Origin of the sequence: Pseudomonas sp. W22_MBD1_FP4 (assembly GCF_052113765.1) — a bacterium.
Taxonomy (GTDB): domain Bacteria; phylum Pseudomonadota; class Gammaproteobacteria; order Pseudomonadales; family Pseudomonadaceae; genus Aquipseudomonas; species Aquipseudomonas sivasensis.
In genome coordinates this window covers 74,938-97,889 of record NZ_JBGQOI010000021.1, presented here as the reverse complement: position 1 = coordinate 97,889, position 22,952 = coordinate 74,938, and the positions used below count along the sequence as shown (strand labels likewise).

Below are 22,952 nucleotides of genomic sequence, written 5' to 3'. Positions count from 1 at the left end.
CTATACGTTACAGGGGTGCAATATCTACATCCCATGCCCAAGGTTCGCCTCGCTCATGTCGAGCTCACTCAGCACCTTGTTTACCACCTCATCGTCAACCAAGTCAGTTGCCTTTGACGGCTGGCTGGGAAAAGACTCTCGTCATTCCCACCAGAGAGTCAACCAGCAACTCAAGCATCTGGCGCCCTTGTACCACCGTATCGGACTGCTGATCGACACCTACAAGATCAAACGCTTCGGACAATCCTGAGGACGGCAAATGTGCGTCCGCTTGCCTAAGCTGATTGATTCCCACCAACACCTTGGTCAGCGCCCTCGCTTCCTCCAAGGTTGCTCCCCGCTTCATCAAGCCAGCTTCCAAATGTTTCATAGACCCGGACTTCGTTTTCCCAGATTGCGCGCCCATAGAGGTCAACGCATCACCACCAAGAGATTCAACCGTAAGCCTGGCTAGATCTTTAGCGAGCTCAAGTACCCCAGTTTTCTCCAGGGCCCGGAACCGATGAACACGTTTAAAAATGTCATCCGTCGCATGATGTGGGGAAAAGAGCGGCTTTCCACTGACTTTCTCAAACGTGGCATTGACCTCGTCATATGCCGGACGCAGCCGCGCCTCAGGCGCTTTCGTTGCAGCAGGAAGAGCTTTAGCCTGCGATGCCAAGAGCTCCTCCGAAACTCCACCCTCAGGAACGACGTTTGCCCCCGCCCATACACGTTGTTGCCAAGGTGGAAGCTGGCCGATGTCCTTGGCATAAACATTGATAAAACCTAGGGCATTCAGACCGAAATGGACGCTATCCCCGCTTGAGATCCCAATGGCGCCGGTGTCCCGGGTGTACCACCGCAGGCAAGAGCCCCGGTAGCTGCCTAAAAGAGCGGTGACGCTCGGGCGGAACCATAGCCAACCACCAGTTGATGCGAGCTCGTCCCCGCTGACACGCTCGCCAGAGCCATTAATAGCGAAGTCCACCTTGGTCAGCGGCGTTTCGCCTTTTACCTTTTCGCTCACACGCCCGGGCTCAACAACCTCAGTCATCCAAAGCGACCCACTCAGGGAATGGAGCTTTCTTCCCTCGTGTTGGATAGACCAAGATTTGGACACGACAGAATCGTCGTCGGGTAGCCCAAGCCTTGGCACGTCATCGTCGGCGTCGACGTCTGTATGAGAGACATGGAAAACACCTGTCGATGAGCCATAGGCCTTGCCGCCCTCATGGATCTCGTAATTGACGCCCTCCCAGGCAATTCCGCTTTTCTCCTCTTGCACGACGCTGGACGGCCAGCCGATATGGGACGCATCCGACACCGTCTGTGAGCGGCTTCGGTAACTACTCAGCAGCAGGTACATGCCCCGAGCTCTCAAGTAATCACGTACGTGCTCAGTGCGCGCTTCCAGGAGGACAGGTTTACCCTGCTCGTCACGCTTGAGCCTCACGACCTCCAGGAAACCCTCGACTGGCCGCAACCAAACGTCGCCTTCTCGCTGCAGGCCTAGCGAAATCACGAAATCCTGATGCAGGTGCCACTCATTCGGCACCGCACCATCGAAGCTCTGCTCCATCACCAATCCAGTGCCTACCGCATCAGAGTGATGACTGGCCCAGTCACCCGCCCAATAGTAGGTTTTGACAAAGATGGGCTCCGCTGGAGCCACTTGCTCGGGAGGAGCTGCAGGTTTGGCTGGGCGAGTGCTTAAGGACAAGTTCAGGTCTGTGAATGGCAAACGGAAGCTAACGACCGAGTCCGTCCGCTCACTGGGAATTGGACTCGGACTTTTTGATGCGTCGTGGGCATCCTCTTTCGGCCATACACGATGCGATTCTTCACCGCCGGCAAAGGTGTTACCACCAATGTCGTCCCAACCCAGTTTAGAAGTTTCGTCGCGATGCTGAAGGTCGAACATCACCGAGCCAACGCCGAAGTACTCTTCCAGATGGCCTTCATAGCCGTACTCCCCCTCTGACGTCAGAGTATGGTCAGCGCGCAGTGGGATCCACACCTTGTCAGAAATCGAAGCCTTCCGAATTTTGGTCATTTCAAACCAAGCCTGCGGCTTGCAGATAGCCGTTTTTGGAATCACCGACATCGCAGCTCCAACGTCCCCTTTTAAAACGATGACGGCCACCAAGTGGCTTGCATGGTCGGTCTCAGCCACGTATTCACGCAGCGCTTCGCGCATCCCTGCGTGCGGGATCGTCTGGTCGATCGCTTCGGCAGGGAAAAACGCACCGGGGCTCTCGAAGCCGTTTTTTTCAAAACGCCACAGGACAAAGCTCGGGCCCTGCGCGACAACAGCTTCAGTGCGACTGAGATCGCTCCAGGCACTGCGCCAGTGCTCGGCGATCGCTTGGGCCTGGTCATCCGCGTCCTCAGGCGGTGCGTTTACAACTGGCTCGCAGCCACTGGCGTCCGCGCCCTTCTCGGCGACCTCTAAATCTTGATCCTTGCCCATCAGCCCCTCGCGTCTGCTGCCTGCTAGTCAAAGAGCAATTTAACCACGAGCGGCGAGGCGTGTTCCAAAGACATTCTCGATTCAAATGGAAGGGATCTACTAGATAAAGCAAGCAATCTTAGATTCTCGCTGCAAGACGTATCGGCCGCGCTCCCGAGACAAGAAATCCGCCGTGCAGCAGCGCTGTTTGGCCCTAGCTCAGGCGCGGCGATCGTTCGTTGAGTAGCGCCCTCAGCGTTGCGTCCAACACGCCATGTCCAATGATTTCGACGATCAGCGCTTTGATGTCAGGCAACGTGTTCATGGTTGTTCAGGCTGCTACGGTGCCGAGATCGTACCCAACCATGAATAGCGCCATTTCGATCCGACGCAACGCGCCTGCACCGCCGCCGAGGAACGGGCTGGTAGCCGCCGAGTGGTGGGCCAATGCCTGGCTCAAGATCCAGCTCGCACGCATGTTCCAAATCGCGTGATGGTGCCCACGTCGCAAGCCTGGGAATTTGAATGCGTCACCCTTGCTTGGATTGCGACACTTTGGGACGGCGGCATTCTCGCCCTCCTTCGCAGGAGCCCAAGGGAAACGCAGACCACCGGGAAGAGCGCGGAGGCCCTTTTCCTCACAAAAGATGACTACTAGCATGCCCAGCGCAGCTGCTACGCGGCTGTCGTAAATGATGAAGTCCTGGCAGATCAGCGAATACACCTTGGTCATGCCCGCGTTGAAGCGAAGACTTTTCTGGAATTGAGGACTGTCGAGATCCCCACTACGTAGCACCTGAGCAACCTGTGTGACCGTGTTGGCCAAGCCTTTCTGATTGACCTCAAGCCACTGATTGTTGCGAGCCGACACCCCACCCCAGGACATCGTAGCTTTCGTTCCTCGCAGCATGGTTTCATCGCAGTTCGCTACACTGAGATCAGCGCTCAGCGCATTCAATGCATTCGTGTTGCTAATGGCGCAACTGCCAGCGCTCACCTTCAGGTGCGGGACTCCGGGGTGCTGCCATTCGTACTGTTGGTAAGCGTCGTACAGGTCAGCGAACTGCCAGTTCTTACCCGTTTTCCGGTTGACGTACGCATGCTTGAGCTGCTGATTCGAACCGAGGTGCTGGGCAAGCCACTCGATGAAGGCTTTAACTTCAGCACGTTGCTTGTATGCGGGATAGGTGCGACGGGTCACTTTGGTACTCATAAGCTCTCCAGGGAAATGTCCGAGATTCGTTGCTGGCAAAGCGATACTGCAGCACCATAGGGACACTTTTTGTCCCTGAGTACATGATGTGAGCGAAATTAAGTCGAAAGATTTGCGCCGCAGAACGCTGACGAAGATTTTGCACCGTGCGAGAACTCCGCTCACGACGGAGGAATTGCATGCCCTGCAAACTGAATGGGCCGAACAAATCCCTCACATCAAAACCACCTTGCGTGATCTGCGAGCCTTGGCCAAAGATGAGCAGGTCGTCGGCGAGAAACCCAAAGGTCAAAAGTCATTTCAATGGAGGTTGCACAGGAATGTGAGCCTCGACCTGGTACTAACGCCGACCGAGTCGATAACCCTACTCGCGATGCTGCAGCATTCCGAACGCTTCGGCTTCAAGCTTGTGACCGAGCAGTTGGTCAAGCTGCGTGACTACGCGTTGGGCGTCATCACTCGGAACGCGAAGCAAGATCTGATTGCACAAGGCCGCATCACGTCAGGAACGCGATTCATGACCCTCCTCCCTGGCATCTACGACCCAGCCCACCTGAGCATCATTCAAGCCGCTTTGTTAGATGGCCATAGCCTCAGCATGGTGTACAAGCCGCGTGATGCCGAAGACGCGGAATGCACCTATGTGCTGAAGCCCCTTGCGCTCTCATTCCAGGATTCCAATATTTACCTCTCTGCTTACGTCGAGTCAGAGCAATGGCCAAGCGGCGAATCACCTGAGCCAGGAGCTTCGCGCGGAAAATACAGCAGCAATGGCCCTGGAATGACCTGTGTCCTGATGCTGCATCGCGTGGTCAGTGTTAACACGAGCTTCTTGAACATTCCCGAGCCGAAAAATTATCGGTTCGACTCATTCGCTGTGCAGAAAGACCTCATGACTGTACACGGCAAGGATGCGATCGATCTCTTGCTGAGGTTGGAGCCGAATCTCTTGAACCGGCTTACTGAAAATCGCCTGAGCGAAACACAGGAGATCGAACCCGCCGAAGTGGGGGCGATCTTGAAGTGCTCCGTCCAAGATACCCAAGGGTTGCGCCTGTTCCTGATGAGTAACGCTAACGAGATCGAAGTGCTGCAGCCTGACTATCTGCGCGAGCACATCCGCAAAACGCTGAGTAAGGCACTCCGCATGTACGACGAGGAGAAGGAGACTGCATAGCGTCATCCCGACCCCCTCCTCCAAATCCCCGGGCTCAATATGATTGTTTTTGATCTCAACACAAACGATGCGGAATCCCTTCTCCGGCACGTTCAAGAATTCAAGCCGAGCTCGGATGACCCGTGCGAGGACGCTCGACTGCGAGAAGCGTTGCTCGAATTGAAAGAAGCTTTGGTGTCGCATCTGGAAGGCGCCAGCACTCCAGTTGCCGCTAAACCAGAGCGACGGATTTAGGTCGGAAACGGGAGCTCAACCGATACGTCAGCCTCAAGTGAGTGAAGCAGCCAACTTTTGACTATGCTTCATCCCGATCGTGGGGTCGACCACTACAGTTTGACCGACTGCTGGCTCGCAGGCACACTCCGACGCTGGAGTAGGTATCTCTGGAAAAATGGCTAAAGCTTGAGAATTTTCTATGACTTCGCTGAGGACGACATGGAAGCATCACGTATGGTGACCGATCTTTTCTGCATCGCGACTCTTATTTTTCTCCGCTCTTGGAACCTCCCAGATGGTCGATTTTCTAAGAGAATAATTTCTAAATTTTCTAAATTTTTCTTTACGCTGGGCCTGTCGCACACTTGGTCAATGTTTGCCCCGAAGCCCATATCAAACAATGATGTTCTTCGTTTTAAAATAGTATACACGGACGACACATTTACTTATTTTATACCGCCCTACTTCCCAACACTTGAAAGTAATTACATCCCAAGCGACGTAAGACATCTTAAAGTCATGCATAGCCTTTCAACGGAAGGCAATACCCCTTTCAAAGAATCTTTTTCAAAATACATTCTTGAAAACCATTTGAAGACTAATGAGACCGAAAAATTGAAACCGAGCAGATTAGAGTTTTTGCTAGTCCGGGAACCAGAAGCTCGGTGGGGGACAGTTCCCTGCTTAGAGAAAACTGAGAGATTTGAAAAAACAGTACATATCCATTTCATCCATGGATGATTTCAAAGGCGGCGTTAGCCTCGAAACACTTGAAACTATATGGGCGAGTTTCTTTTACGCCCCTGAAAGCACAGCGACTTTAGCGCTCTTTCGTATCGCATTCGGATTACTTCTTCTTGCTGACGCGTTTTTCCACACTAAAGATCACATCTTATATCTAGCCCCCCGGGGAATACTCGACTACGAAACGTGGAGGAAAACCTATAATAATCGAGCTTTTTCCCTACTCGCTATTTTTCCTCCAACACTGACATCGGTACGGATACTGCTAGCTGTTCACTTCGTCGCTATCTTAGGAATAGTTTTAGGCTTTGCTACTCAGCTGTTTGCGATAACTGTATTCATAACTCTTTCGTCTCTGCAGCATCGCAATCCGTTCATCATCAACAGCGGAGACGTAGCCATGAAAATAATGGCCTTCCTATTCATGTTCGAAGCCAATGCCGACGACTTTTTTTCATTAAACAACTTTATATATGGATTCCAGCCGAACGAGGCACCACCTTGGTGCCATCGACTGCTACAGATATTAGTTTCGACAATTTACTTCAAATCAATGTACTGGAAACTCTTGGGAGAGACTTGGCGAGATGGTACAGCAGTATTCCACGTCCTCAATGTGCGGCGTTATCAAAGATTCTCTTTTCCAAAAATCCTGCGGCTTCCCGCCATTTACAAATCTATTACTTGGTCAACACTTTTAATCTGGGGGGCGCTTTCTACCCTTATCTGGATCGATGAGTTACGTTACCCCGTAATGGTTACTGGTGTAATTTTTCATCTGGGCATGGATGTATTTTTACGTATTAGGATGTTCCAATGGGTAATGATGACTGGCTTGGTGCTTTTTATCAGCCCAGCAGATGCCGAAAAACTATTTGATTTCATAGGGACGCTTCTCGCGGCCTATTGATCTAAACGGCGCCATGGCGATGACTCATCGGGTAGAGACCTAGAGTACATCCCGTCGTTACCAGTTGGATTGCCATCACCTGCGCCGTCGTTACCCGTTGGATTGCCATCACCAGCCCCATCATTCCCCATAGGGTTACCTTCTGCGGCTACTACCGCTTCAGTCAAAACGGGAATCAAGTCGGCGCCTATGGACGTATCGATTTCCGTATATGTTGAACTTTTCATCCGTCCTTCCCCCTTAACTTTTTCTACTGATGTGCTAAATCAGCATCGTATGGCGATCATAGAAATGCTAGCCGCACCTATACCTAGTATCTTACTTGTGCGAGGTGCAATATAAAACTACTTACCTTTCTCCTGAGGAAATTTTACTATCACGCGCGACATTACATTGTCGTATGTGACTGATATTCATTGGTTTATTACCCGCACCAGCTAAATACCTAAGTCAATACGTTTTTTTGCAGGAGCAGATATTGTTGATGCCTGGTTAGTCGACATCTAGCCAAAACGCAGATAAATTTATCTCTTTGAAATTTCAGACATCTCTCATCCTTGCTCCCTAGCGGACGACGGGCTAATGAATGACTTTACGCCGCGAAGCTATCGTAAACGCCCCGTTTTTAAGACCTGGGGAGTCTGTTGTGCTCTTTGACGGGGTTTGCAAACTGTGCAATCGATGGGTGAAATTTATCATCCGCCACGACCGCGAACACCGAATTCGACTCGCATCCGTACAGTCACCGGAAGGCCAAATACTATTGGCTTGGGCCGGGTTTCCGGTTAGCCAGTGTGACACCATCGTCGTGATATCTAATAACATGGTTTTCGTTCGCTCGGAGGCGTTTTTTGAGATTTTGTCGCGCTTGCCACGGCCTTGGCGATGGCTGACTGCAGGGAGGCTAATCCCCACCGCTTTACGTGACTGGCTGTACAACAAAATTGCTTTGAATCGCTATCGACTATTCGGTCGTTATGACTCTTGCCTACTGCCCTCGGCAGATCACGAACGTCGCTTTCTGTAAAACAAGAACGTCCTAGGGCGCGCAGTGGCAACCCTCCTACCCAACCGCTTTGAGAAAGTGCTTGGCAGAGATATCCATTTACTCCCATCAGGAAGGTTGGCAAGTTGGCTCATGTGCTCTGTACCACTTATAGATACCTACGCAAGACAGCAGCAACTGCAGGTAGCGATTCCTAAAATGAATTGCCGGCTTGATTATGATCTGCGCCGCCTTCGTGCCATCGGACTTGTACTAGTTGCAGATTGCGTTGTTTATCGCGATGGGCTTTACGCTGAAAATGCTTGCACCACTCGTATTCTCCCCGACTAACCGATATTGTTCCGATTCGCAAGGCTATCCCGGCAGTTGTTGTGGTCAGCGGGAAGAAACCTTCACCGGCCAATTCCTTGGCCCGCTGTTGGTTGCATAGCCTGCATCACATAGCTATTCGGTGAAGCAAATTACGATAAAACTCAGTAGCCTGCAGCGATCAAATCAGTCTAGGGAAGCGAATCCGTATGAAGTTAATGCGCTTGATGGGGGATATCCATCCTGAACTCGAATATGAAATTAGGATGCTCGCGGTAAGAAACGCGCGCGACCTCATCAGCTATCCAATGGAGGCCGATAATCCGCTGACTCCATTAGCAGAGGCCGAAGTATCTTTCAGGCTCAGGAGTGACTTGGATCTGATCGACAGACCAGTGATGGTTGAAGGAGTGATGACTCGGGGTGAAATCATCGTCGCTATTGATGAGTCCTCTGCAGAGGAAAACCAGCTTGCAGGTTTCATAACGTTCAAGCCGCGTTTTCCCGCTTTCAACTGCGTAACCATCGCTTACGTCGTCGTTGCCGAACCTTATAGGCGACAGGGCGTGATGCGGAAAATGATGGAGGAGCTGCTACGGCATTATCCAGTAGCAGGTTTGGACTGTGATGTATCCCTCGTTCCTGTGTACGAAAAATTCGGCTTCTATCCCGCACATGTCCAAGGCTGCCATATAGGAATGCAGACGGCTCCTTTAAACGGCAGGATGGTTCATTTTGACAATGAGGATGTGCAGCAATCCCCAGAGATGAAAGCGGCAAAACAGTTCGTGCAGCGCAGCTTCGGTGAGCAGAGGAAGGTTATGTACAGTCGTCTCAACGAACAGATCACTCTCGCTTTGGAGGCGACGTCGACCTATATGAGCACAAGAGTCAGGGGGGTAAATCATACCAACCACAATTACCCACGCCGCTCCCTTTGACCGATGGGCCCAGATGCTGGCTCGTCAGTTGTGGTCAAGACTCACTCTACTATGCCACGGTCGTCTTTGGGCATAATCCGAAGATGGCGCTTCAACCGATTTAAGGAGTCAAGACAAGTAGTGAAAAGCTCAAGACTTTGGACTGACCAAGGCTAAAAGTCGCTAACAAAAATGCGCCCTATAGGGGCCCTTTGTACTCAAACAGAACTCACTTGGCCAGCCAGGACTCTACTTTGTCCGAGCCATATTTGACTTTCCATTCTTTCAGCGTTTTGTGGTTGCCGCCCTTTGTTTCCACGACTTCGCCGGATTCTGGATTTTTGTAGACCTTCACCTGGCGCGGCTTGCGCGTGCCCGATTGCGACTGGGCAATTGGGGCACGACGACCAGCTTGTGGATCAAGCAGATTAACGACGTCTTTCAAGCTGTAGCCGTATTCGCCCAGCAAAGCGCGTAATTTGCTCTCAAATTCCATTTCTTTTTTCAGGCCGGAATCGCTTTTCATGGACTCAAGCTCCGCCAGTTGGGCGGCCAGTTGTTGTTCGAGCTTTCGGTATTCAGCCAGACGAGACATTCGTATATTCCTTATAGATGCTAATTATATGGAGCGAAAAATAAATGCTACCGAATTTTCAGTAGGACGTCACCACGACCAATAAATTGCCAAGCACCTATCTTTTCGTAAAATCAGGTAATCCTACCTCCGGTGGCACTTAACCACACCGAAAGATCGAAAACGCCCCAAAAATGCACCTCCGCTCGGCAAGCTGTAGGCCATAAGGCTGCTAAACCTGGCCAAAAACTTACGAAAAGTGAAGCAACGCCTCCACCAATACTTTACTACCAGTCTTGATAATTTCTAGTGGAAGCAGCTATAGTTCAGCCATTAGCCAAAAAATCAACTAAGTAAGCACTCATATGGAAAGCAAAGAAATTTTCAATGCCGTTCTTACTTTAGTTGCCCGTCAGCCTTGGATCGGTTCAAAAGCTTCTGAGTTGGGCCACATGCTTTTTGAAGAGTGTAAGTGCGCTCGCTCACGCGAAATGCTAATTCAGATTATCAGTAATTTCTTTTATCTATCGACTGTAGACTATAATGAAAAGCTTACAGCATTGGCTCGTGAGATAATAGCTGAAGCAGACTATATCAACAACACCCAAATTGTCGCCATGGCTGCAAACTCTGGCTCTGACAGTTCCCACGAGATACTTTACAACCTTAAATTTAGATTCACTGCAGATGGCTGCCACGACTTCGTAAGTGTTTCCAATTTTGGCGCCGCGTACAGAACATATACAAAAACAGGACGCAAACGGCTAATTATTGTAGATGACTTTGTTGGCTCCGGACAAACAGTTATCAGCAGACACAATGAATTAGTCAGGGTTTTCAACCAAGGAAAGGTAGAAGGATTTTCAATTGCCTTTAAAGTATTAGTGTCTACCGAGCATGGCCTCAATGCAGTAAGAGCAGCAGGTATAAATATCACCGCTCAGTACGAAATCAAAAAAGCTATTGACGACTACTTCCCAAAAGAACTTGCAGAAGAATATCGTAATTTAATGACCGGCCTTGAGGCTGGGCTTTCGCAAGAATATGAAGGCATTAAAATGCCCAGCTTAGGCTACAACGGTGCTCAGGCTGCCTATTGTAGAGAACATGCGAACACTCCTAATAGTGTTTTTCCCGTTTTCTGGTGGCCAATCAATAACAATCTTGAAAAAAGAGCAACGGTACTCCATCGCGCCATGGGGGATGCATGATTCCTTATACCAAATCCGACAAGCTCCGAGCAGACTTCGTTATTATGCGCGCCCTATATGAAGCTAGCTCAGGATTGCAACCGTACACACTCCTGAAACGCACCAAGCTATCTGGCGAAGTGTTTTTTAAAGTTTTCAGCTCACTTGCTTCTAAAAAACTCGTAGTAGAGCATGAATCTTTGATATTTCTTAGCCAAGAAGGTCGATCAGTTTTTTTGGCCGGTTCTGGCCGAGTGTTACCTGGCTCTAAAAGCTGGCGAAAAGTACCTCCGAAAATGCGCTGCCGGACGATAGGCTCTGATGAGCTTTATGTTCCAAACGTATACCTTGTGGACTCTTAACTGCAGAAGCCTTTGTGTGGGTTGTTTTTTTCTCCTTCTGTAGTATTCTCACCACGCCCACAGAGGCTAGTACGTTGGAGTGTAGTCGCTCCCAAGGTTAAGGTGTTCGATAACCGATATCGCAGCCATCGGCGGTGAAGCATACCGATGTCCGCGATGCTACAACGCTGCGCGTTTCCGCAAACCGTAGGGCGTACAAAAGCGGGCTTCGCCCACTTCCGCACGCCCTACGGTTTCGAGCGCGAGTTTAGAAGGTAGTCGTCTGTGGGTTTTTTATGAAGAAAATTGAAGACTGGAAGCGTTTTTTTGTAAGTCGCGGCATCTCACCTGAGTTCATTGATAGCTATCTCACCCAAGTTTCGGCACTATTAAAGTCGGGCTCACCAATTGTATTCGAACTTGAGCATCTATCATTCTTGATGGGCATAAAGTACGAGACTTTGCTACGCATGATAAATGGCAGTTCTAGTTTTTATAGAAAATTCGCCATAAAAAAACGATCTGGGGGAGATAGGCTTATTGAAGCCCCTTACCCTAGCCTCCTCCAATGCCAAGATTGGATCTATAAAAATATACTACTAAATTGCGCCGTGCATGAGAATGCGCATGGCTATGTTCCTGGTAAATCAATCTTCACTAATGCCAGCGCTCATCTGAATTGTAAAACTCTGCTTAAGATGGACTTAATGGATTTTTTCCCCTCGATTAAAATTGGGTGGGTTGTAAATTTCTTCTCCAGTCTCGGCTACGCTAAGAATGTTTCTTACTTTCTAGCGGCTCTATGCTGCAACGAAGGCCGCCTAGTCCAGGGAGCATCAACGAGCCCTTACTTAACTAACATTCTTTTACGTGGCCTTGACGATCGACTTACGCGACTTTCGAAGAAGCACAATTTAAACTACACTCGTTATGCAGATGACATGACGTTTTCTGGCGGATACATTTCAACTAATTTCTTAGGCGTTGTCGAGTGCATTATCTCTGGGTGTGGTCTGACTACAAACACCTCCAAAACTAGACTAATGATCGAAACCAACAAAAAAATTGTTACCGGACTCTCTGTTTCAGGAAAAAGTTTGAGAATAACTAGAGAGCTTCGAAGATCAATAAAACAAGATGTCTTTTACATTCGCACGTATGGCTTTCTATCTCATATATCACAACAAAAAATCAAAGACCCATTTTATCTTGACTCTATCCTAGGCAAGGTAAACTTTTGGCTACAGGCAGAGCCAAACAATATTGAGGCAATTGAATGTAAAAATGTGCTACTACCACTTTTCGGTCGAAACCTATAGCATACAAACTCTCAGCGCCCCTACTGGCTAGAACCATCAATTTCCTTTCGACTAATAACATCCTTTAAAGCTGCAGGTTAGTTTTGGCTGTTTATTTACAATACACCGTCCAAAGCTGATCAACCCTTGTCGTGAAGCTCTGACTCATCATCTCCCTGCGCATGCCCCAATCCGGATCGATCGGCACACTCGCCAAGCGCATTGTCCCCCTGCCCCACCTGCCGTTTATAGCGTCCATCACACCCATAACTTTTTCCGTAGCAACTGGCTGCGAGATCGAAAAAAGGTCATCGGTGTATTCTCCTTTCTGGCAAAGATTGACCAATAGAACCTCAGCTTTGCTGTACTTGAACCCCGGTCGAAAAACCCGATCTACCGCTTCCGCTGCCGCCTTTGTCATCAATCGCACGTCGTCGGTTGGATAAGGCAATTCCACCAAGGCACCATTCGCGTACTTCGCTTCCTCGGGATTGAACATGCCAGTGCGAATGCTCACCCGAATTTTCTTGCACAGTGACTGCTGAGCCCGGAGCTTCTCAGTGGCTCGCATCATGTAGGTCGCGACGGCTTCCTTGATTGGTGCAATCTCGGTGAGACGCTTGCCGAATATCCGACTGCAACAGATCTCTTGCTTGGGTGGATCAGGCTCATCGAGCTCCAGGCACGGTGTACCCGCCAACTCACGAGCCGTCTTCTCGATTACCACACTGAATTTCTTACGCAGCGTCCAGGGATCGGTTTTGGAGAGATCCCAAGCTGTCTTGATGCCTATGCCTTCAAGGTGAAGCGTCATCTGCCGCCCCACGCCCCAGACATCAGAGACTGAGCGTTTCTTCAGCACCCAATCGCGCTTGATCTGGTCACGAAGATCAACCACTCCACCGCTCTGCGCCTGCCATTTTTTGGCTGCGTGATTGGCGAGTTTGCTGAGGGTTTTCGTGCCGGCGATACCAACGCCGACCGGGATACCTGTGCTTTGGTAAACCTGTGCTCGGATCTGCCGACCAAGCGCTTCGAGATTACCTGGCACACCGGCTAAATCCGCGAACGCCTCATCGATGCTGTAGACCTCAACAGCCGGTACTAGCGACTTGATCACACTCATCACCCTCTCACTCATGTCGCCATACAACGCATAGTTCGAAGAGAACGCCACGATGCCGTGCTGCTTGAATTTGTGCTTGATCTGGAAGTATGGCTCGCCCATTTTTACGAACGGCTTGCTGTCCGCGCTTCGAGCGATCACGTAACCATCGTTGTTCGACAGCACCACGATGGGTGTCTTGGCCAGATCAGAACGGAAAACTCGCTCACGGCTCGCGTAGAAGCTGTTGCAGTCGATGAGGGCAAAGACGGACTCAGGCTTTTGGATCATGAGCGCGCGCACTGAACGTCACCACACCCCAAATAATCAGCTCATCGCCTTCGAGGATGTAGCGCGGTGGATATCCGGCATTCTCGGACATCAGAATGATGTTCGGGCCACGCTTACAAAGGCGCTTGCAGACCGGCTCGCAATTCACAGCTGCAATGACGATGTGCCCGTGCTCGGCGGTGATAGAACGATCCACCACAGCCATATCACCATCGAAAATCCCCGCACCTTCCATGCTATGACCTTCGATGCGCACTAGGTAAATATGCAATGCACGAATGTCCAACAATTCATCAATGGAGATGTGTTGTTCAAGGTGATCAGCAGCAGGGGACGGAAATCCTGCAGGTACTCGGAACGAGTAAAAGGGAAGCTGGACTCCCCCTTCTGCCATGGGGCCGAGGATGGTAATGCTCATGAGGCACGCCTTAACATAACTGTATATACATACAGTCAACGTCGAAGGCGACTTCCGGTCAATCTAGGACGAAAAATTTAGACCAGTGGGAAGCGTCCGAGCGCACTAATGGACAGCTCCCCCCGACTTGCGACGAGAAAGCAGATCCTACGACAGATAAGAGCGACGCTTCAGTCGTGCCTGCCTATATTCTGAGTTAATTAAGAACCAAAGTAAGAAACAGAAGCCCAGTGAGCCTAAGACATCCATGCTGAACTGGTCATCTTGAAAGGCTCCTCTCTGCCCCATCTGCTCAAGCTCCCAACCAAGCGACCCCCCAATGTAAATCATTGCAATCACTGCCGCCCACTGGGCTATGTAGACTGAGCGGAAGACATTCAGAATTCGTTTTCGTAGCTTTATGAACCAATACTGGCGCAACCAAGTTTTTTTGAATGGCACCCTTTTCGAAAACTTTGAAATGACCGCTACAAGAAAAACAAAGAGAGCCACTGCCGACATTGCACTCAGCCAGTGCTCTACTAGGCTCTGTTGTCCAAACCCGAGGTGCTTGAACACAGCATTGAGCTCCACACTCAAGCGGAATCGACTGACAAGCGCTAGCGCGCCGGCCCCTATACCTACGATCCCTGCAAAAGCAAATAGCTTGATCGGAAATCCTGATCGTCCCATGTCTCCCCCTTACAACCCTAATGTTTGTGGAACGCATTAATTGCGTAGCAGCTTTCAAAAAGCTCACTGCCCATATCGCAACACGCTACGAGCAAAATAATGCTTCCACTTTGAGCTTTGTGCGAGCGATTCACGTGTATTTTCCACTGACCCTCTTTCCTCAAGCACTTCTCGTGTCTGGAATAATGATTCAGCTGACTCAAGATACGGGGAAGAACTCTCTCAACTTCGAGACAGCGGGCAAGCTCGCGTGCTTTCGGGAGCCCCGACCGGCCAGGATGTACAGCTTGTCTTTGCTCTCAAAAAAGAAACCGTTAGCAGGTAGAGATCAATCACATCAACTTCCACCTACGAAAAGTGTCTTCGAGACACCTGAGCGGAATCATCGGCGAGCGCCAAGCTTCCTGGCGCAGTCCTAGATCCTGTAGCAAATCCGGCAACGCCAGCAGCAACCGGGCATCCGCCTGTAACCGATCGAACAACCATTCCGGATCTGCCCTATGCGCGAAGCGAGCACACACAGCCCCCCCAATCGACCGAACCTAATCGTTCAATCTTTGTTGACCACCGAGTGATCCGCACAACGCCCTCGATATCCATCACCATGGGCGCAAGATCGTAGATGGGTGCAAAGCTCACTCGCTCCTTGCCCCGAAGGATCGAGAGATTTCCGCCATGGTTGTCGGTGTTCCCGACGATCTGATTGATTAAATCCCGTCGCAAGTATTCGCTAACCATGTCAGGTATTTCAGATTCTTGGCCAGCCGCAATCCATGTTTCCGCTAGCCGATCCACGACATCGAAATGACTCAAACAACTACCTCGATGCCTGACGCCACATAATGAATACATTGACTCGACTGCGATGCGCTCCACTTCCCCCGGAGAGACCTTCCGATCGAATCTTTGCATCCAAATGCTAGGTATCTTCGCTGCTTCGTGGGTCAGACCATCGACGGCGATCGTGTCGATCCCCAGCTGGCCCAGCGCGCGGTAAAAGCAGTATTCGGAGTGCAGGATGTCGCGGTCTAATTGAGTGGCGGTGTTACGCGGGAATTTAACAAACCAATGTCGGCGCACATCTGAGTCGCTTAGCATCCCTTCGGGATAAAGCCGCCCCAAAGCATCCTCGACCAGCAGCATTTTTGGAGCTTCACCTCCGGCCCCAAGAGCACCGCTTATTGCCATTCCCAATTCCCTGGCCTGGTCGAGAAAGCTGATACCTTCCTGAATAACCTCTTCTCGGGTTGCCCCACCAGTCACTTTTTCAGCGGGATGCAGCATTCCGGTCGCACCTTTTATACGCAGGTGCCCAATGGGAGCAGCAGCGAATTGCCGCAGCAGAAAGAGTTCAGTCGACATCCCTGGCGGTACTGCCATTCTCGACAAGATGTGCCGACGTCCAGCACCGGCGGGGATGATATCGTGCAGAAAAGCTGGGGCGAGCTCTCGCCGAATATCCCATTCCAGCGGGAGGTTCGCACTGATGGCAGGCGCTTTCACCGTACCCAGTTGAATGAACTGATCCACAAGGTATTCGGGCACATAGTTGATGTTGCACCGACTTCGCAGGCTATCTCTCGGTGAATCGAAGCTGACCACCAGTGCATCGCGCCAACGGCCATTCGAGTGAATTTGAAGAGTTATGGATTCCATACGTCTCGGCGAATTACCGAAGCCTCACTGTGCCTTGATCAATCTGAGTCCGAAGAGCTTCTGGGCTGTTGTCCGACCAGCTGGACAGCGGGGAATACGTCGCTGAATCACTCCAATCGCGAGCGAAGCACTCCGTCCAAACATAGAGCTCTTCCCAATCTCGCCACTACCTGACGGGCCAAGACAAATTTTCATGCAACGCTGAGATCGCAGGCACACTCACGTGCTTTCTTGCACCACGGCCAGCCAGGATGTACAGCTTGTCTTTGCTTTCAAAAAAGCATCCGTGGAAATCTTTTTGATAGCCGGGGATGAAACAATCGCCGGCCGGGATGCGGGATTCGCTGTCGAACACAGCATGGTTGATGAAAAGGACGGTGGGCTGATGTCCCTGCTTTCTTACTTCACGCTCCTGGGCCTCGGTGAGTAGGAGGTCGAGCACCATCCAGTTTCGAACGATGCAAAATGGCTGCCCCTCGAACTCCTCGCGCGCCAGTTCAATGAGCTCACCGTCTTCAAGCTGAGAGCCACCTAGCATCTGAGCGGGGCCATACAGCACATCTTCAATCAAATCTGCTTGCACACTGCTGCCTAGTTTTCTAAAGACTTATAAAGCCACACGGATCCAGACATCTGGGAGCCGTGCATCCTGGGAATTGGGTAACCTTGGGAGCCGATTGAAATGCCTGTAATTCGCTAGTGGATCATATTGATCTCGGGCATGGCGCCGTTCTCATGCCACCAGTGACAAATCACGTATCGGCTTCCATTGTGCGTTTCACAAAGCTGATATCCAATAAGTTCGAACACCCTTTCGAGCCTCGAAGTACGGATCGTTTTTCCGTCCGTAAACCGCCCGCGTGATTCAGAAAAAACCACTCCGATCACGCAGGGTGGCTGGAATTCGGCGCAACACAAGTACCCGGTTATCTCGACGCCGAAATCAATTTTCTTTGCGTCCAAAACACATTGGGGGAGCCCCATTTTTTCTTTCCTAAGCCTCGTTTATCACCACAAGCGCCCCAGCAAAAAAATCAATGAACTCGGTTGAACCGATCTAAGGCACCGCTCTCAAACAGCCAGTGAGCGACGACATACACGCCACCATCGACGGCCGTGACAACCTCGAAACCTGCGCGCCGGTGTCGCTCGATGATGGGCAGCGTGTGAACGGGTAACCCACGGACGATTCAGCGCGCAATCGCCAAACTGGAGGATAAGCAATACATCAAACGCACGGAGCGCAAGTCTGCGTCGCACGGTGGTAACACGAGCAACAGCTATTCCTTCACCGGCCTCATCAAAGCCGCTAAGCCTTTCGCCAAGAAACTGCGCGACGCCCGCGATGAGAAGGCAGCGGAATACGAGGCCACTAGCAGTAAGCCGGCTATCAAGCCCGCACGATAATTTTTGGGAGGAAGCTGACCATGAGCTCGATCACCTACAGCCAGGGGACGCGAGCCTCGCAGACGCATTCAGAACCCTGGCTGACCAGGTGATAGCGGTGCAAGACTCCAGCACGCCACCCCACAAGCGTGGCCCTCTAGCCGAGTTCACTTATCTCATGACGAACAACAGTTTGACCGCGTCCGTAGCATATGCATGAAGATGGGCTGGCAGGTACCGAACTGTCGTGGCATCCATATTGACTATGAGGCCGTCGCGCACCCTCTTCACGCTCGGATGCAGAAAGACAACTGCACTGTCGAAGAGGTGCTGGAAATTTTGATAGCTGCTTACTGTGGCTACAGTGAGATGGGGCTGAACAAGCCCAAGAATGCTCAAGGCATCCTTTTCAACCGGAGCCGCAGTGTGAAGGTAGGACAGGGACACTTCCGCGCCTTGGCGGTCTACAGATTGTGCGAGGAGAAAGGAAGGCGATTCTTGGCACCAATTACTGCGTTCCACACGACGGATGCCAAGATTCGGAAATCGTATGACTACCAAGGAAGGACGGCCTTGAAAGCAAGTCTTCCGTACCAAAACGGAACAACCCCAACGCTTTCAATTTCCCTTCATATGGCCCCATAAAGCGTTGGGCCTACGCAGCGTCGCCGACAAATTTTCTGCTGTCTGGATAGTCGAATATAATGCTACGGACGTCGCCAGTGTAATGCAATCCCTCACCATTCCGTAAGCCGAGGGCCTTAGCGTTTACCGACGGAGTGACTCCTGAGACGATCAGCCTACCTATCCAGATCCGCCTCTACATCCCTTGGGTGCCTGCTCAGCAGTGCTCAGGTCGAAGGGTCGTCATCGCAGATCGGCCAGGTGCCAGCGCTTCTGAAAACTATGGCTGAGCCATAACTCGAACTAGCTTGCCGCCTAACCGCCCGGCCAACACACTTATGTAAATCTATTGACTATGCCGTACTCCGACCTGACTTTCGCCTATCGATAAAGTACCCCCCGTCAAATGGACTCAAGGGTGGCTTTAAGCTACTATGTGAGGCATTCGGGACTAAAGAGTTGGCTCTGCGCTTTAAGAATTACGCAGACTAAAATCTAACTAGTTGCATGTCTTTCAATTGTGCAAGTAAAAAAATGAATAGTGTAGAGATTAGCGAGCACTCAGTTGACTGGGGAAAAGCTTTTACCAAGGAGGCTCAAGCAATAAGGGATAGATTGCAGAATCTCTCGTTTTTCATTGATCATGTAGGATCAACATCAGTGCCTGGGCTGTCCGCAAAGCCTATCATTGATATCTTAATATCTCTACAGGACTGGGTTGTGTCCGGAGAGGTAGTGAAAATTATTCAAGAGTTAGGTTACCAAGTCAGAGAAAAAGACTTGGACACTCCACGTTATTTTTTAGTTAACTATTCGTCCCCCGATAGCATTGGTTATCATATTCATATTTGCAAGCCGCAGAGTACCTGGGAGCAGGATATGATAAATTTCAGGGAAGAGTTGTGCATGAATGATAAACTTGCTTGCAATTACGCGAGACTCAAGGAGGATTTGGCCAAAATTCATAAAAATGATGTTGACTCCTACGCTCTAGGCAAAAAGGAATTTATCGAAAAGGCATTAAAAATACGCGCGCCTAAGTTCAGCATAAACAAACTACTTACACACCAAAACTTAGAGCTCGACAAGGCCGATCGCTGCGGTAGATCTATGATGTGGCTACAGTTGGGCATGGCACTTACTGCTGCATTCTCAGTGTATGTTGATCAAGGCTGGCTGCTTTTATTAATAGCACTCATGGGTTTTGGTTTTCTGGCTGCATGGCTTATGCTAAGCCAGTCTCAACAAAAGCATCGTTCGGCGGGAGATCAAGCTCGGCGAGCAGTATTATTCATGAGTGGCTTAGGCAAAAAACCATCTCTAGAAGAGCAGCAGCGAATTCTTAAAGAGTTTATTCTTCCGCTATCAGGTACTGACTGGATTTTAGAGGAAAGTCGTTTCGCCAGCCGTGAGTTTCCAGGCTATCAAAGGTTGGCAGAGATTATTGAAGAGTCTGCATTTTGGACTGGTGATCTTCATCATGCTAGTGCCGAACTGATGAGTAAATTTCTGTGGGGCTCGTTATTGTGTTCCTTTACCGGGAGCATTGCTGCTATCGTGCTTGCTCCTCCGAATGACCTAATAGCATTTAATAGGGCTCTTATTGCTGTAATGTTGTTTTTTATCTCGTCCGATATGCTTGGGCTGTACTTCGCATATAAAAGATCGGCGACTTCCCTAGATGAAATATTCCATAGGGTAGAGATCTCTGCTTTGAGAGGTTATTTGGATGCGGATATTTTGCTTCTAGCCTCTGATTACAACGCTGTCATTGAAAACTCTCCATCTCCGCTGATTTTCTTTCTCAAGTCGAGGGCGAATAAGCTTAGTCTGCGGTGGACAATTTATAAAGAGATGAAGCGAGAAGGTGCTGCGAAAGAAATTGAAGGACGACGCTCTTACTGAGGAGTTGTTGTGGGGCGGGATTAGTTCTGCGTATTTTGCTTGCCAACTTTGCTTTTATGGTTCGGGCGGTGTGCTAGGTGCCGCATAACAGAAACAGACCGCCTCAATTTATGCTTTTCGGCTTTACTTATCCCCAGGCTGCGTGAGTTAGAAGTACTATATAATGTTATTTCTGTGCCGCCCCGGCGCTTATTGAATCTGGTTGCTAAAAGTTTTTATCTATCTGCAAGCCCGCAATTACTGAATCGTCGGGCTGTCGAACACCATCAGAATCGCGCACGTACTGAAGATTCGGCATCCATTGAGCCTGGGGCACTGCCGCTGTCTATCAATTCGTGGAACAGGCGTGCCGCTAAGGACTCCCCCGAATCCAATTCAGCAATGTTCACCTTCATTGCAGGGGCCTATTGATGACATTGGCGCTACGTATAACGTGCCTGCCACGGTGAGCGTAACAGATGAATCCAACAACTCCGGATGGCCGATACCTTGTTGTCGAAGGACGCCTGTGGCGATGCTCAATCCCGCGCTAGGTGAGGATGAACGGCAGCGGCTGGTTGATCAGCTCATGAATGCGCAGCGGGCTGTGAAAGCCGCGATGGCTTCAGGAGATCCGGATGAGAGGAAATACGCTCGGGATGACCAGGTGGCAAATCATTAGAGCTCGGTCTCCTTGGGAGCGCTCCCTAGGAGTCTGCCCGTACGCGACAAGCGCACGGACGGAACCATAGAGGCGGTCAGAAAGCTCCAAGCTCAAGGGCACGCGATAAAGGTTGTCGTACGCCAGTTGGGGATAAGCCGGTCGACCGTGGATAGATATTGGGTGAGCGGCTGAGGTCGCTTCTGCAGACGATTCATGGCGCTGATACTGTACTGGCTGATGCTCGTGTGGGTGCTGACGTATAATAATCTTGCGGTCGGGATTTTTGATAGTCACGCCTCACCAGCGTGCTTCGCTGGATGCGCCTTCCTTCTGACCATGATCATTTAGTGCTGGGGTTGCGAAACTGGGCAGTGGTTATAAAAACAGTGCTGTATTTATAACCAGTTAAGTTGATTATCAATTTAACTATAAAACGTAGACCTGCCACTGGCCATTTGATAGCGTCGCCTAACGCGGTGCCCAGCACCCCTATGCGATATCCGAGGTCGACATTCGCTCCCTCGGAAATGGACTAATCGATACGCGTGATAAGGCAGGCGAGCTTTGATTATCACACCAATGGGGCCTTTCAACGGAACGACCTGGGAGGCGACGCTTCAGCTCGTCCTAAAGGCAAAATTCGGCGCTGACGGATACCAGCACGTTCCTGCTACGCCGGGCGATTTCGGCATCGAGGGGTTTACCAAGCATACCGGGCTTGCCTTCCAGTGCTATTGCCCAGACACGCACTATGAGCGCAAAGAGCTCAATAAGAAGCAGCAGGACAAGATCACAAAAGACCTCAAGAAGCTGAAGGACAACCAAACTAGCCTGGTTGGGATTCTTGGCGGCACCAAAATCAAAGACTGGTACTTCATCACGCCCGAAATTGCCCACAACGCCCTGTTGACGCATGCTCAGAAAAAACAGGATGAGGTCAGAGCCTGGGGCTTGCCCCACTTGGACGAGAACTTCACAGTACTTGTTCAGGACATTGGTTTCTACACTCAGGAAATAAACCAGCACCGTATTACAGCCGGATTACCGATCTCCATAGGCCACGACAAGCAGTCCATTCCCAAGGTCAACAGTAGTCCAACCGCCTACGACGAAAACCTACAACGTAAAACCCAACTGCGTATGGCCGACAAAGGTGAGCGCGCGAACTCGGCCCTGCTCTCCATAACTAAAAGCTCCTTCCTGGATCACGACAGCTTCTTCCAGACGCTTTACGAAAAAGCGCCTCAGACATATTTCCAAGTCGCGAAAACCCTAAACGGCTTTGAGGAAAACGTGGATGAATGGAGCCTGACCGCCTCAGGTCACCCTGACGACCTGGTTAAAATGGTCAAGGAGCGCCTATCTGCTCGGCTGATGGACGATGAACAGCTGCTGATTGATGTAACCCTCACGGACGACATAGTGCGCAGAACAGTCGCCCGTTGGCTCGCGGTCTGCCAACTGGACTTCTATAGCTGATGGCAACAATCAACTTCACCATAAGACCGATGCCGGTTTTGACCGAACTCAGACCGATGTACAAAATCAGCCAAGCATTGCTGATCCTCTCGATCTGTGGGCACGGCAGCAAATGTAGCCTGATCAAATTGCACCTGATGCATTGGGCGATGAAAACGCCTCGACGCATGGAAACGTTGATCCTTGCTGCAAAATTGGGGCAGATCAGCCTTCCAGTCTGGGGATTCGACCCCGCACTGTCCATCGCCCTCCAGCTCGCGTACAGAGACGGGCTGATCGAGCCTACGTCGAATGGGTTCAAACTGCTCCCAAAAGGCGCCCTGCTGGTAAAAGACATCATGAACGATGAAACCGTCATGATCGAAGAGAAGACCGCACTTTCGAAGATCGGCAGGAAGATCACTGAAGCTATGGTCAAGACCATATCCAAGGAATGGGAATAGC

At 50.5% G+C, this 22,952-nt stretch carries 20 protein-coding genes; 12 read left to right on the top strand and 8 right to left on the bottom strand.

Annotated features, from left to right (window positions below; genetic code table 11):
• Nucleotides 1-103 precede the first annotated feature (103 nt).
• Both ACEN2T_RS23525 and ACEN2T_RS23520 read right to left on the bottom strand, forming a co-directional pair.
• Nucleotides 104-2,452, bottom strand: a complete 2,349-nt coding sequence (locus ACEN2T_RS23525; protein ID WP_442117654.1) for a hypothetical protein — start codon at nt 2,450-2,452, stop codon at nt 104-106.
• 310 nt (nt 2,453-2,762) lie between these two features.
• Nucleotides 2,763-3,644: a hypothetical protein gene (locus ACEN2T_RS23520; RefSeq protein WP_442117653.1), complete on the bottom strand. Its 882-nt coding sequence runs from the start codon at nt 3,642-3,644 to the stop codon at nt 2,763-2,765.
• 88 nt (nt 3,645-3,732) lie between these two features.
• Between ACEN2T_RS23520 and ACEN2T_RS23515 the strand changes: the two genes are divergently transcribed.
• From ACEN2T_RS23515 to ACEN2T_RS23495, 5 genes are all read left to right on the top strand, one after another.
• Nucleotides 3,733-4,821, top strand: a complete 1,089-nt coding sequence (locus tag ACEN2T_RS23515) for a helix-turn-helix transcriptional regulator (RefSeq protein ID WP_442117652.1) — start codon at nt 3,733-3,735, stop codon at nt 4,819-4,821.
• Nucleotides 4,822-5,256: 435 nt separating this feature from the next.
• Complete coding sequence (locus ACEN2T_RS23510; RefSeq protein WP_442117651.1) at nt 5,257-5,778, top strand: hypothetical protein; 522 nt, start codon at nt 5,257-5,259, stop codon at nt 5,776-5,778.
• Nucleotides 5,771-6,691, top strand: a complete 921-nt coding sequence (locus ACEN2T_RS23505) for an HTTM domain-containing protein (RefSeq protein ID WP_442117650.1) — start codon at nt 5,771-5,773, stop codon at nt 6,689-6,691. The genes ACEN2T_RS23510 and ACEN2T_RS23505 overlap by 8 nt, the downstream gene beginning before the upstream one ends.
• 586 nt (nt 6,692-7,277) lie before the next feature.
• Nucleotides 7,278-7,718 (top strand): thiol-disulfide oxidoreductase DCC family protein, encoded by a 441-nt coding sequence (locus tag ACEN2T_RS23500; RefSeq protein WP_442117649.1) that lies wholly within the window; start codon nt 7,278-7,280, stop codon nt 7,716-7,718.
• Between the two features lie 497 nt (nt 7,719-8,215).
• A complete protein-coding gene (locus ACEN2T_RS23495; RefSeq protein WP_442117648.1) occupies nt 8,216-8,947 on the top strand; it encodes a GNAT family N-acetyltransferase in 732 nt (243 codons plus the stop codon).
• A gap of 208 nt (nt 8,948-9,155) precedes the next feature.
• Here ACEN2T_RS23495 and ACEN2T_RS23490 read toward each other — a convergent pair whose 3' ends face one another.
• Nucleotides 9,156-9,521 (bottom strand): histone-like nucleoid-structuring protein, MvaT/MvaU family, encoded by a 366-nt coding sequence (locus ACEN2T_RS23490; protein WP_442117647.1) that lies wholly within the window; start codon nt 9,519-9,521, stop codon nt 9,156-9,158.
• 344 nt (nt 9,522-9,865) lie between these two features.
• Between ACEN2T_RS23490 and ACEN2T_RS23485 the strand changes: the two genes are divergently transcribed.
• The 3 genes from ACEN2T_RS23485 to ACEN2T_RS23475 all read left to right on the top strand — a co-directional run bounded on the left by ACEN2T_RS23485 (nt 9,866) and on the right by ACEN2T_RS23475 (nt 12,350).
• Nucleotides 9,866-10,711 carry a phosphoribosyltransferase-like protein gene (locus ACEN2T_RS23485; protein WP_442117646.1) on the top strand — a complete coding sequence of 282 codons (846 nt, stop codon included), beginning with the start codon at nt 9,866-9,868 and terminating at the stop codon, nt 10,709-10,711.
• Nucleotides 10,708-11,052 (top strand): hypothetical protein, encoded by a 345-nt coding sequence (locus ACEN2T_RS23480; protein WP_442117645.1) that lies wholly within the window; start codon nt 10,708-10,710, stop codon nt 11,050-11,052. The genes ACEN2T_RS23485 and ACEN2T_RS23480 overlap by 4 nt, the downstream gene beginning before the upstream one ends.
• A gap of 275 nt (nt 11,053-11,327) precedes the next feature.
• Nucleotides 11,328-12,350, top strand: a complete 1,023-nt coding sequence (locus ACEN2T_RS23475; RefSeq protein WP_442117644.1) for a reverse transcriptase family protein — start codon at nt 11,328-11,330, stop codon at nt 12,348-12,350.
• A gap of 91 nt (nt 12,351-12,441) precedes the next feature.
• On the opposite strand, the gene umuC is transcribed toward ACEN2T_RS23475, so the two are convergent.
• The 5 genes from umuC to ACEN2T_RS23450 form a co-directional block, all read right to left on the bottom strand.
• On the bottom strand, nt 12,442-13,722 hold the full coding sequence (umuC, locus tag ACEN2T_RS23470) for a translesion error-prone DNA polymerase V subunit UmuC (RefSeq protein ID WP_442117664.1): 1,281 nt from the start codon (nt 13,720-13,722) through the stop codon (nt 12,442-12,444).
• Complete coding sequence (locus ACEN2T_RS23465) at nt 13,709-14,143, bottom strand: LexA family protein (RefSeq protein WP_442117643.1); 435 nt, start codon at nt 14,141-14,143, stop codon at nt 13,709-13,711. The genes umuC and ACEN2T_RS23465 overlap by 14 nt, the downstream gene beginning before the upstream one ends.
• Nucleotides 14,144-14,290: 147 nt before the next feature.
• Nucleotides 14,291-14,815: a hypothetical protein gene (locus ACEN2T_RS23460; RefSeq protein WP_442117642.1), complete on the bottom strand. Its 525-nt coding sequence runs from the start codon at nt 14,813-14,815 to the stop codon at nt 14,291-14,293.
• 498 nt (nt 14,816-15,313) lie between these two features.
• Entirely contained in the window at nt 15,314-16,471 is a 1,158-nt protein-coding gene (locus ACEN2T_RS23455; RefSeq protein WP_442117641.1) for a type II toxin-antitoxin system HipA family toxin, read from the bottom strand.
• Nucleotides 16,472-16,637: 166 nt separating this feature from the next.
• Nucleotides 16,638-17,054: a DUF6957 family protein gene (locus ACEN2T_RS23450; RefSeq protein ID WP_442117640.1), complete on the bottom strand. Its 417-nt coding sequence runs from the start codon at nt 17,052-17,054 to the stop codon at nt 16,638-16,640.
• Between the two features lie 1,961 nt (nt 17,055-19,015).
• On the opposite strand from ACEN2T_RS23450, the gene ACEN2T_RS23445 reads away from it, so the two are divergent.
• The 4 genes from ACEN2T_RS23445 to ACEN2T_RS23430 all read left to right on the top strand — a co-directional run bounded on the left by ACEN2T_RS23445 (nt 19,016) and on the right by ACEN2T_RS23430 (nt 22,951).
• Nucleotides 19,016-20,386, top strand: a complete 1,371-nt coding sequence (locus ACEN2T_RS23445) for a GrpB family protein (protein ID WP_442117639.1) — start codon at nt 19,016-19,018, stop codon at nt 20,384-20,386.
• 673 nt (nt 20,387-21,059) lie between these two features.
• Complete coding sequence (locus ACEN2T_RS23440; RefSeq protein ID WP_442117638.1) at nt 21,060-21,221, top strand: helix-turn-helix domain-containing protein; 162 nt, start codon at nt 21,060-21,062, stop codon at nt 21,219-21,221.
• 372 nt (nt 21,222-21,593) lie between these two features.
• Nucleotides 21,594-22,508, top strand: coding sequence for a hypothetical protein (locus ACEN2T_RS23435; RefSeq protein WP_442117637.1), 915 nt, complete (start codon nt 21,594-21,596; stop codon nt 22,506-22,508).
• A complete protein-coding gene (locus tag ACEN2T_RS23430; RefSeq protein ID WP_442117636.1) occupies nt 22,508-22,951 on the top strand; it encodes a hypothetical protein in 444 nt (147 codons plus the stop codon). Before ACEN2T_RS23435 ends, ACEN2T_RS23430 begins: the two co-directional genes overlap by 1 nt.
• The last annotated feature ends 1 nt before the right edge of the window (nt 22,952 follow it).

Coding starts and splice junctions, on each gene's coding strand:
- ACEN2T_RS23525 (WP_442117654.1), bottom strand. CDS start 2,452: ATGGGCAAGGATCAAGATTTAGAGGTCGCCGAGAAGGGCGCGGACGCC.
- ACEN2T_RS23520 (WP_442117653.1), bottom strand. CDS start 3,644: ATGAGTACCAAAGTGACCCGTCGCACCTATCCCGCATACAAGCAACGT.
- ACEN2T_RS23510 (WP_442117651.1), top strand. CDS start 5,257: ATGGAAGCATCACGTATGGTGACCGATCTTTTCTGCATCGCGACTCTT.
- ACEN2T_RS23505 (WP_442117650.1), top strand. CDS start 5,771: ATGGATGATTTCAAAGGCGGCGTTAGCCTCGAAACACTTGAAACTATA.
- ACEN2T_RS23500 (WP_442117649.1), top strand. CDS start 7,278: ATGACTTTACGCCGCGAAGCTATCGTAAACGCCCCGTTTTTAAGACCT.
- ACEN2T_RS23495 (WP_442117648.1), top strand. CDS start 8,216: ATGAAGTTAATGCGCTTGATGGGGGATATCCATCCTGAACTCGAATAT.
- ACEN2T_RS23490 (WP_442117647.1), bottom strand. CDS start 9,521: ATGTCTCGTCTGGCTGAATACCGAAAGCTCGAACAACAACTGGCCGCC.
- ACEN2T_RS23485 (WP_442117646.1), top strand. CDS start 9,866: ATGGAAAGCAAAGAAATTTTCAATGCCGTTCTTACTTTAGTTGCCCGT.
- ACEN2T_RS23480 (WP_442117645.1), top strand. CDS start 10,708: ATGATTCCTTATACCAAATCCGACAAGCTCCGAGCAGACTTCGTTATT.
- ACEN2T_RS23475 (WP_442117644.1), top strand. CDS start 11,328: ATGAAGAAAATTGAAGACTGGAAGCGTTTTTTTGTAAGTCGCGGCATC.
- ACEN2T_RS23465 (WP_442117643.1), bottom strand. CDS start 14,143: ATGAGCATTACCATCCTCGGCCCCATGGCAGAAGGGGGAGTCCAGCTT.
- ACEN2T_RS23460 (WP_442117642.1), bottom strand. CDS start 14,815: ATGGGACGATCAGGATTTCCGATCAAGCTATTTGCTTTTGCAGGGATC.
- ACEN2T_RS23455 (WP_442117641.1), bottom strand. CDS start 16,471: ATGGAATCCATAACTCTTCAAATTCACTCGAATGGCCGTTGGCGCGAT.
- ACEN2T_RS23445 (WP_442117639.1), top strand. CDS start 19,016: ATGAATAGTGTAGAGATTAGCGAGCACTCAGTTGACTGGGGAAAAGCT.
- ACEN2T_RS23430 (WP_442117636.1), top strand. CDS start 22,508: ATGGCAACAATCAACTTCACCATAAGACCGATGCCGGTTTTGACCGAA.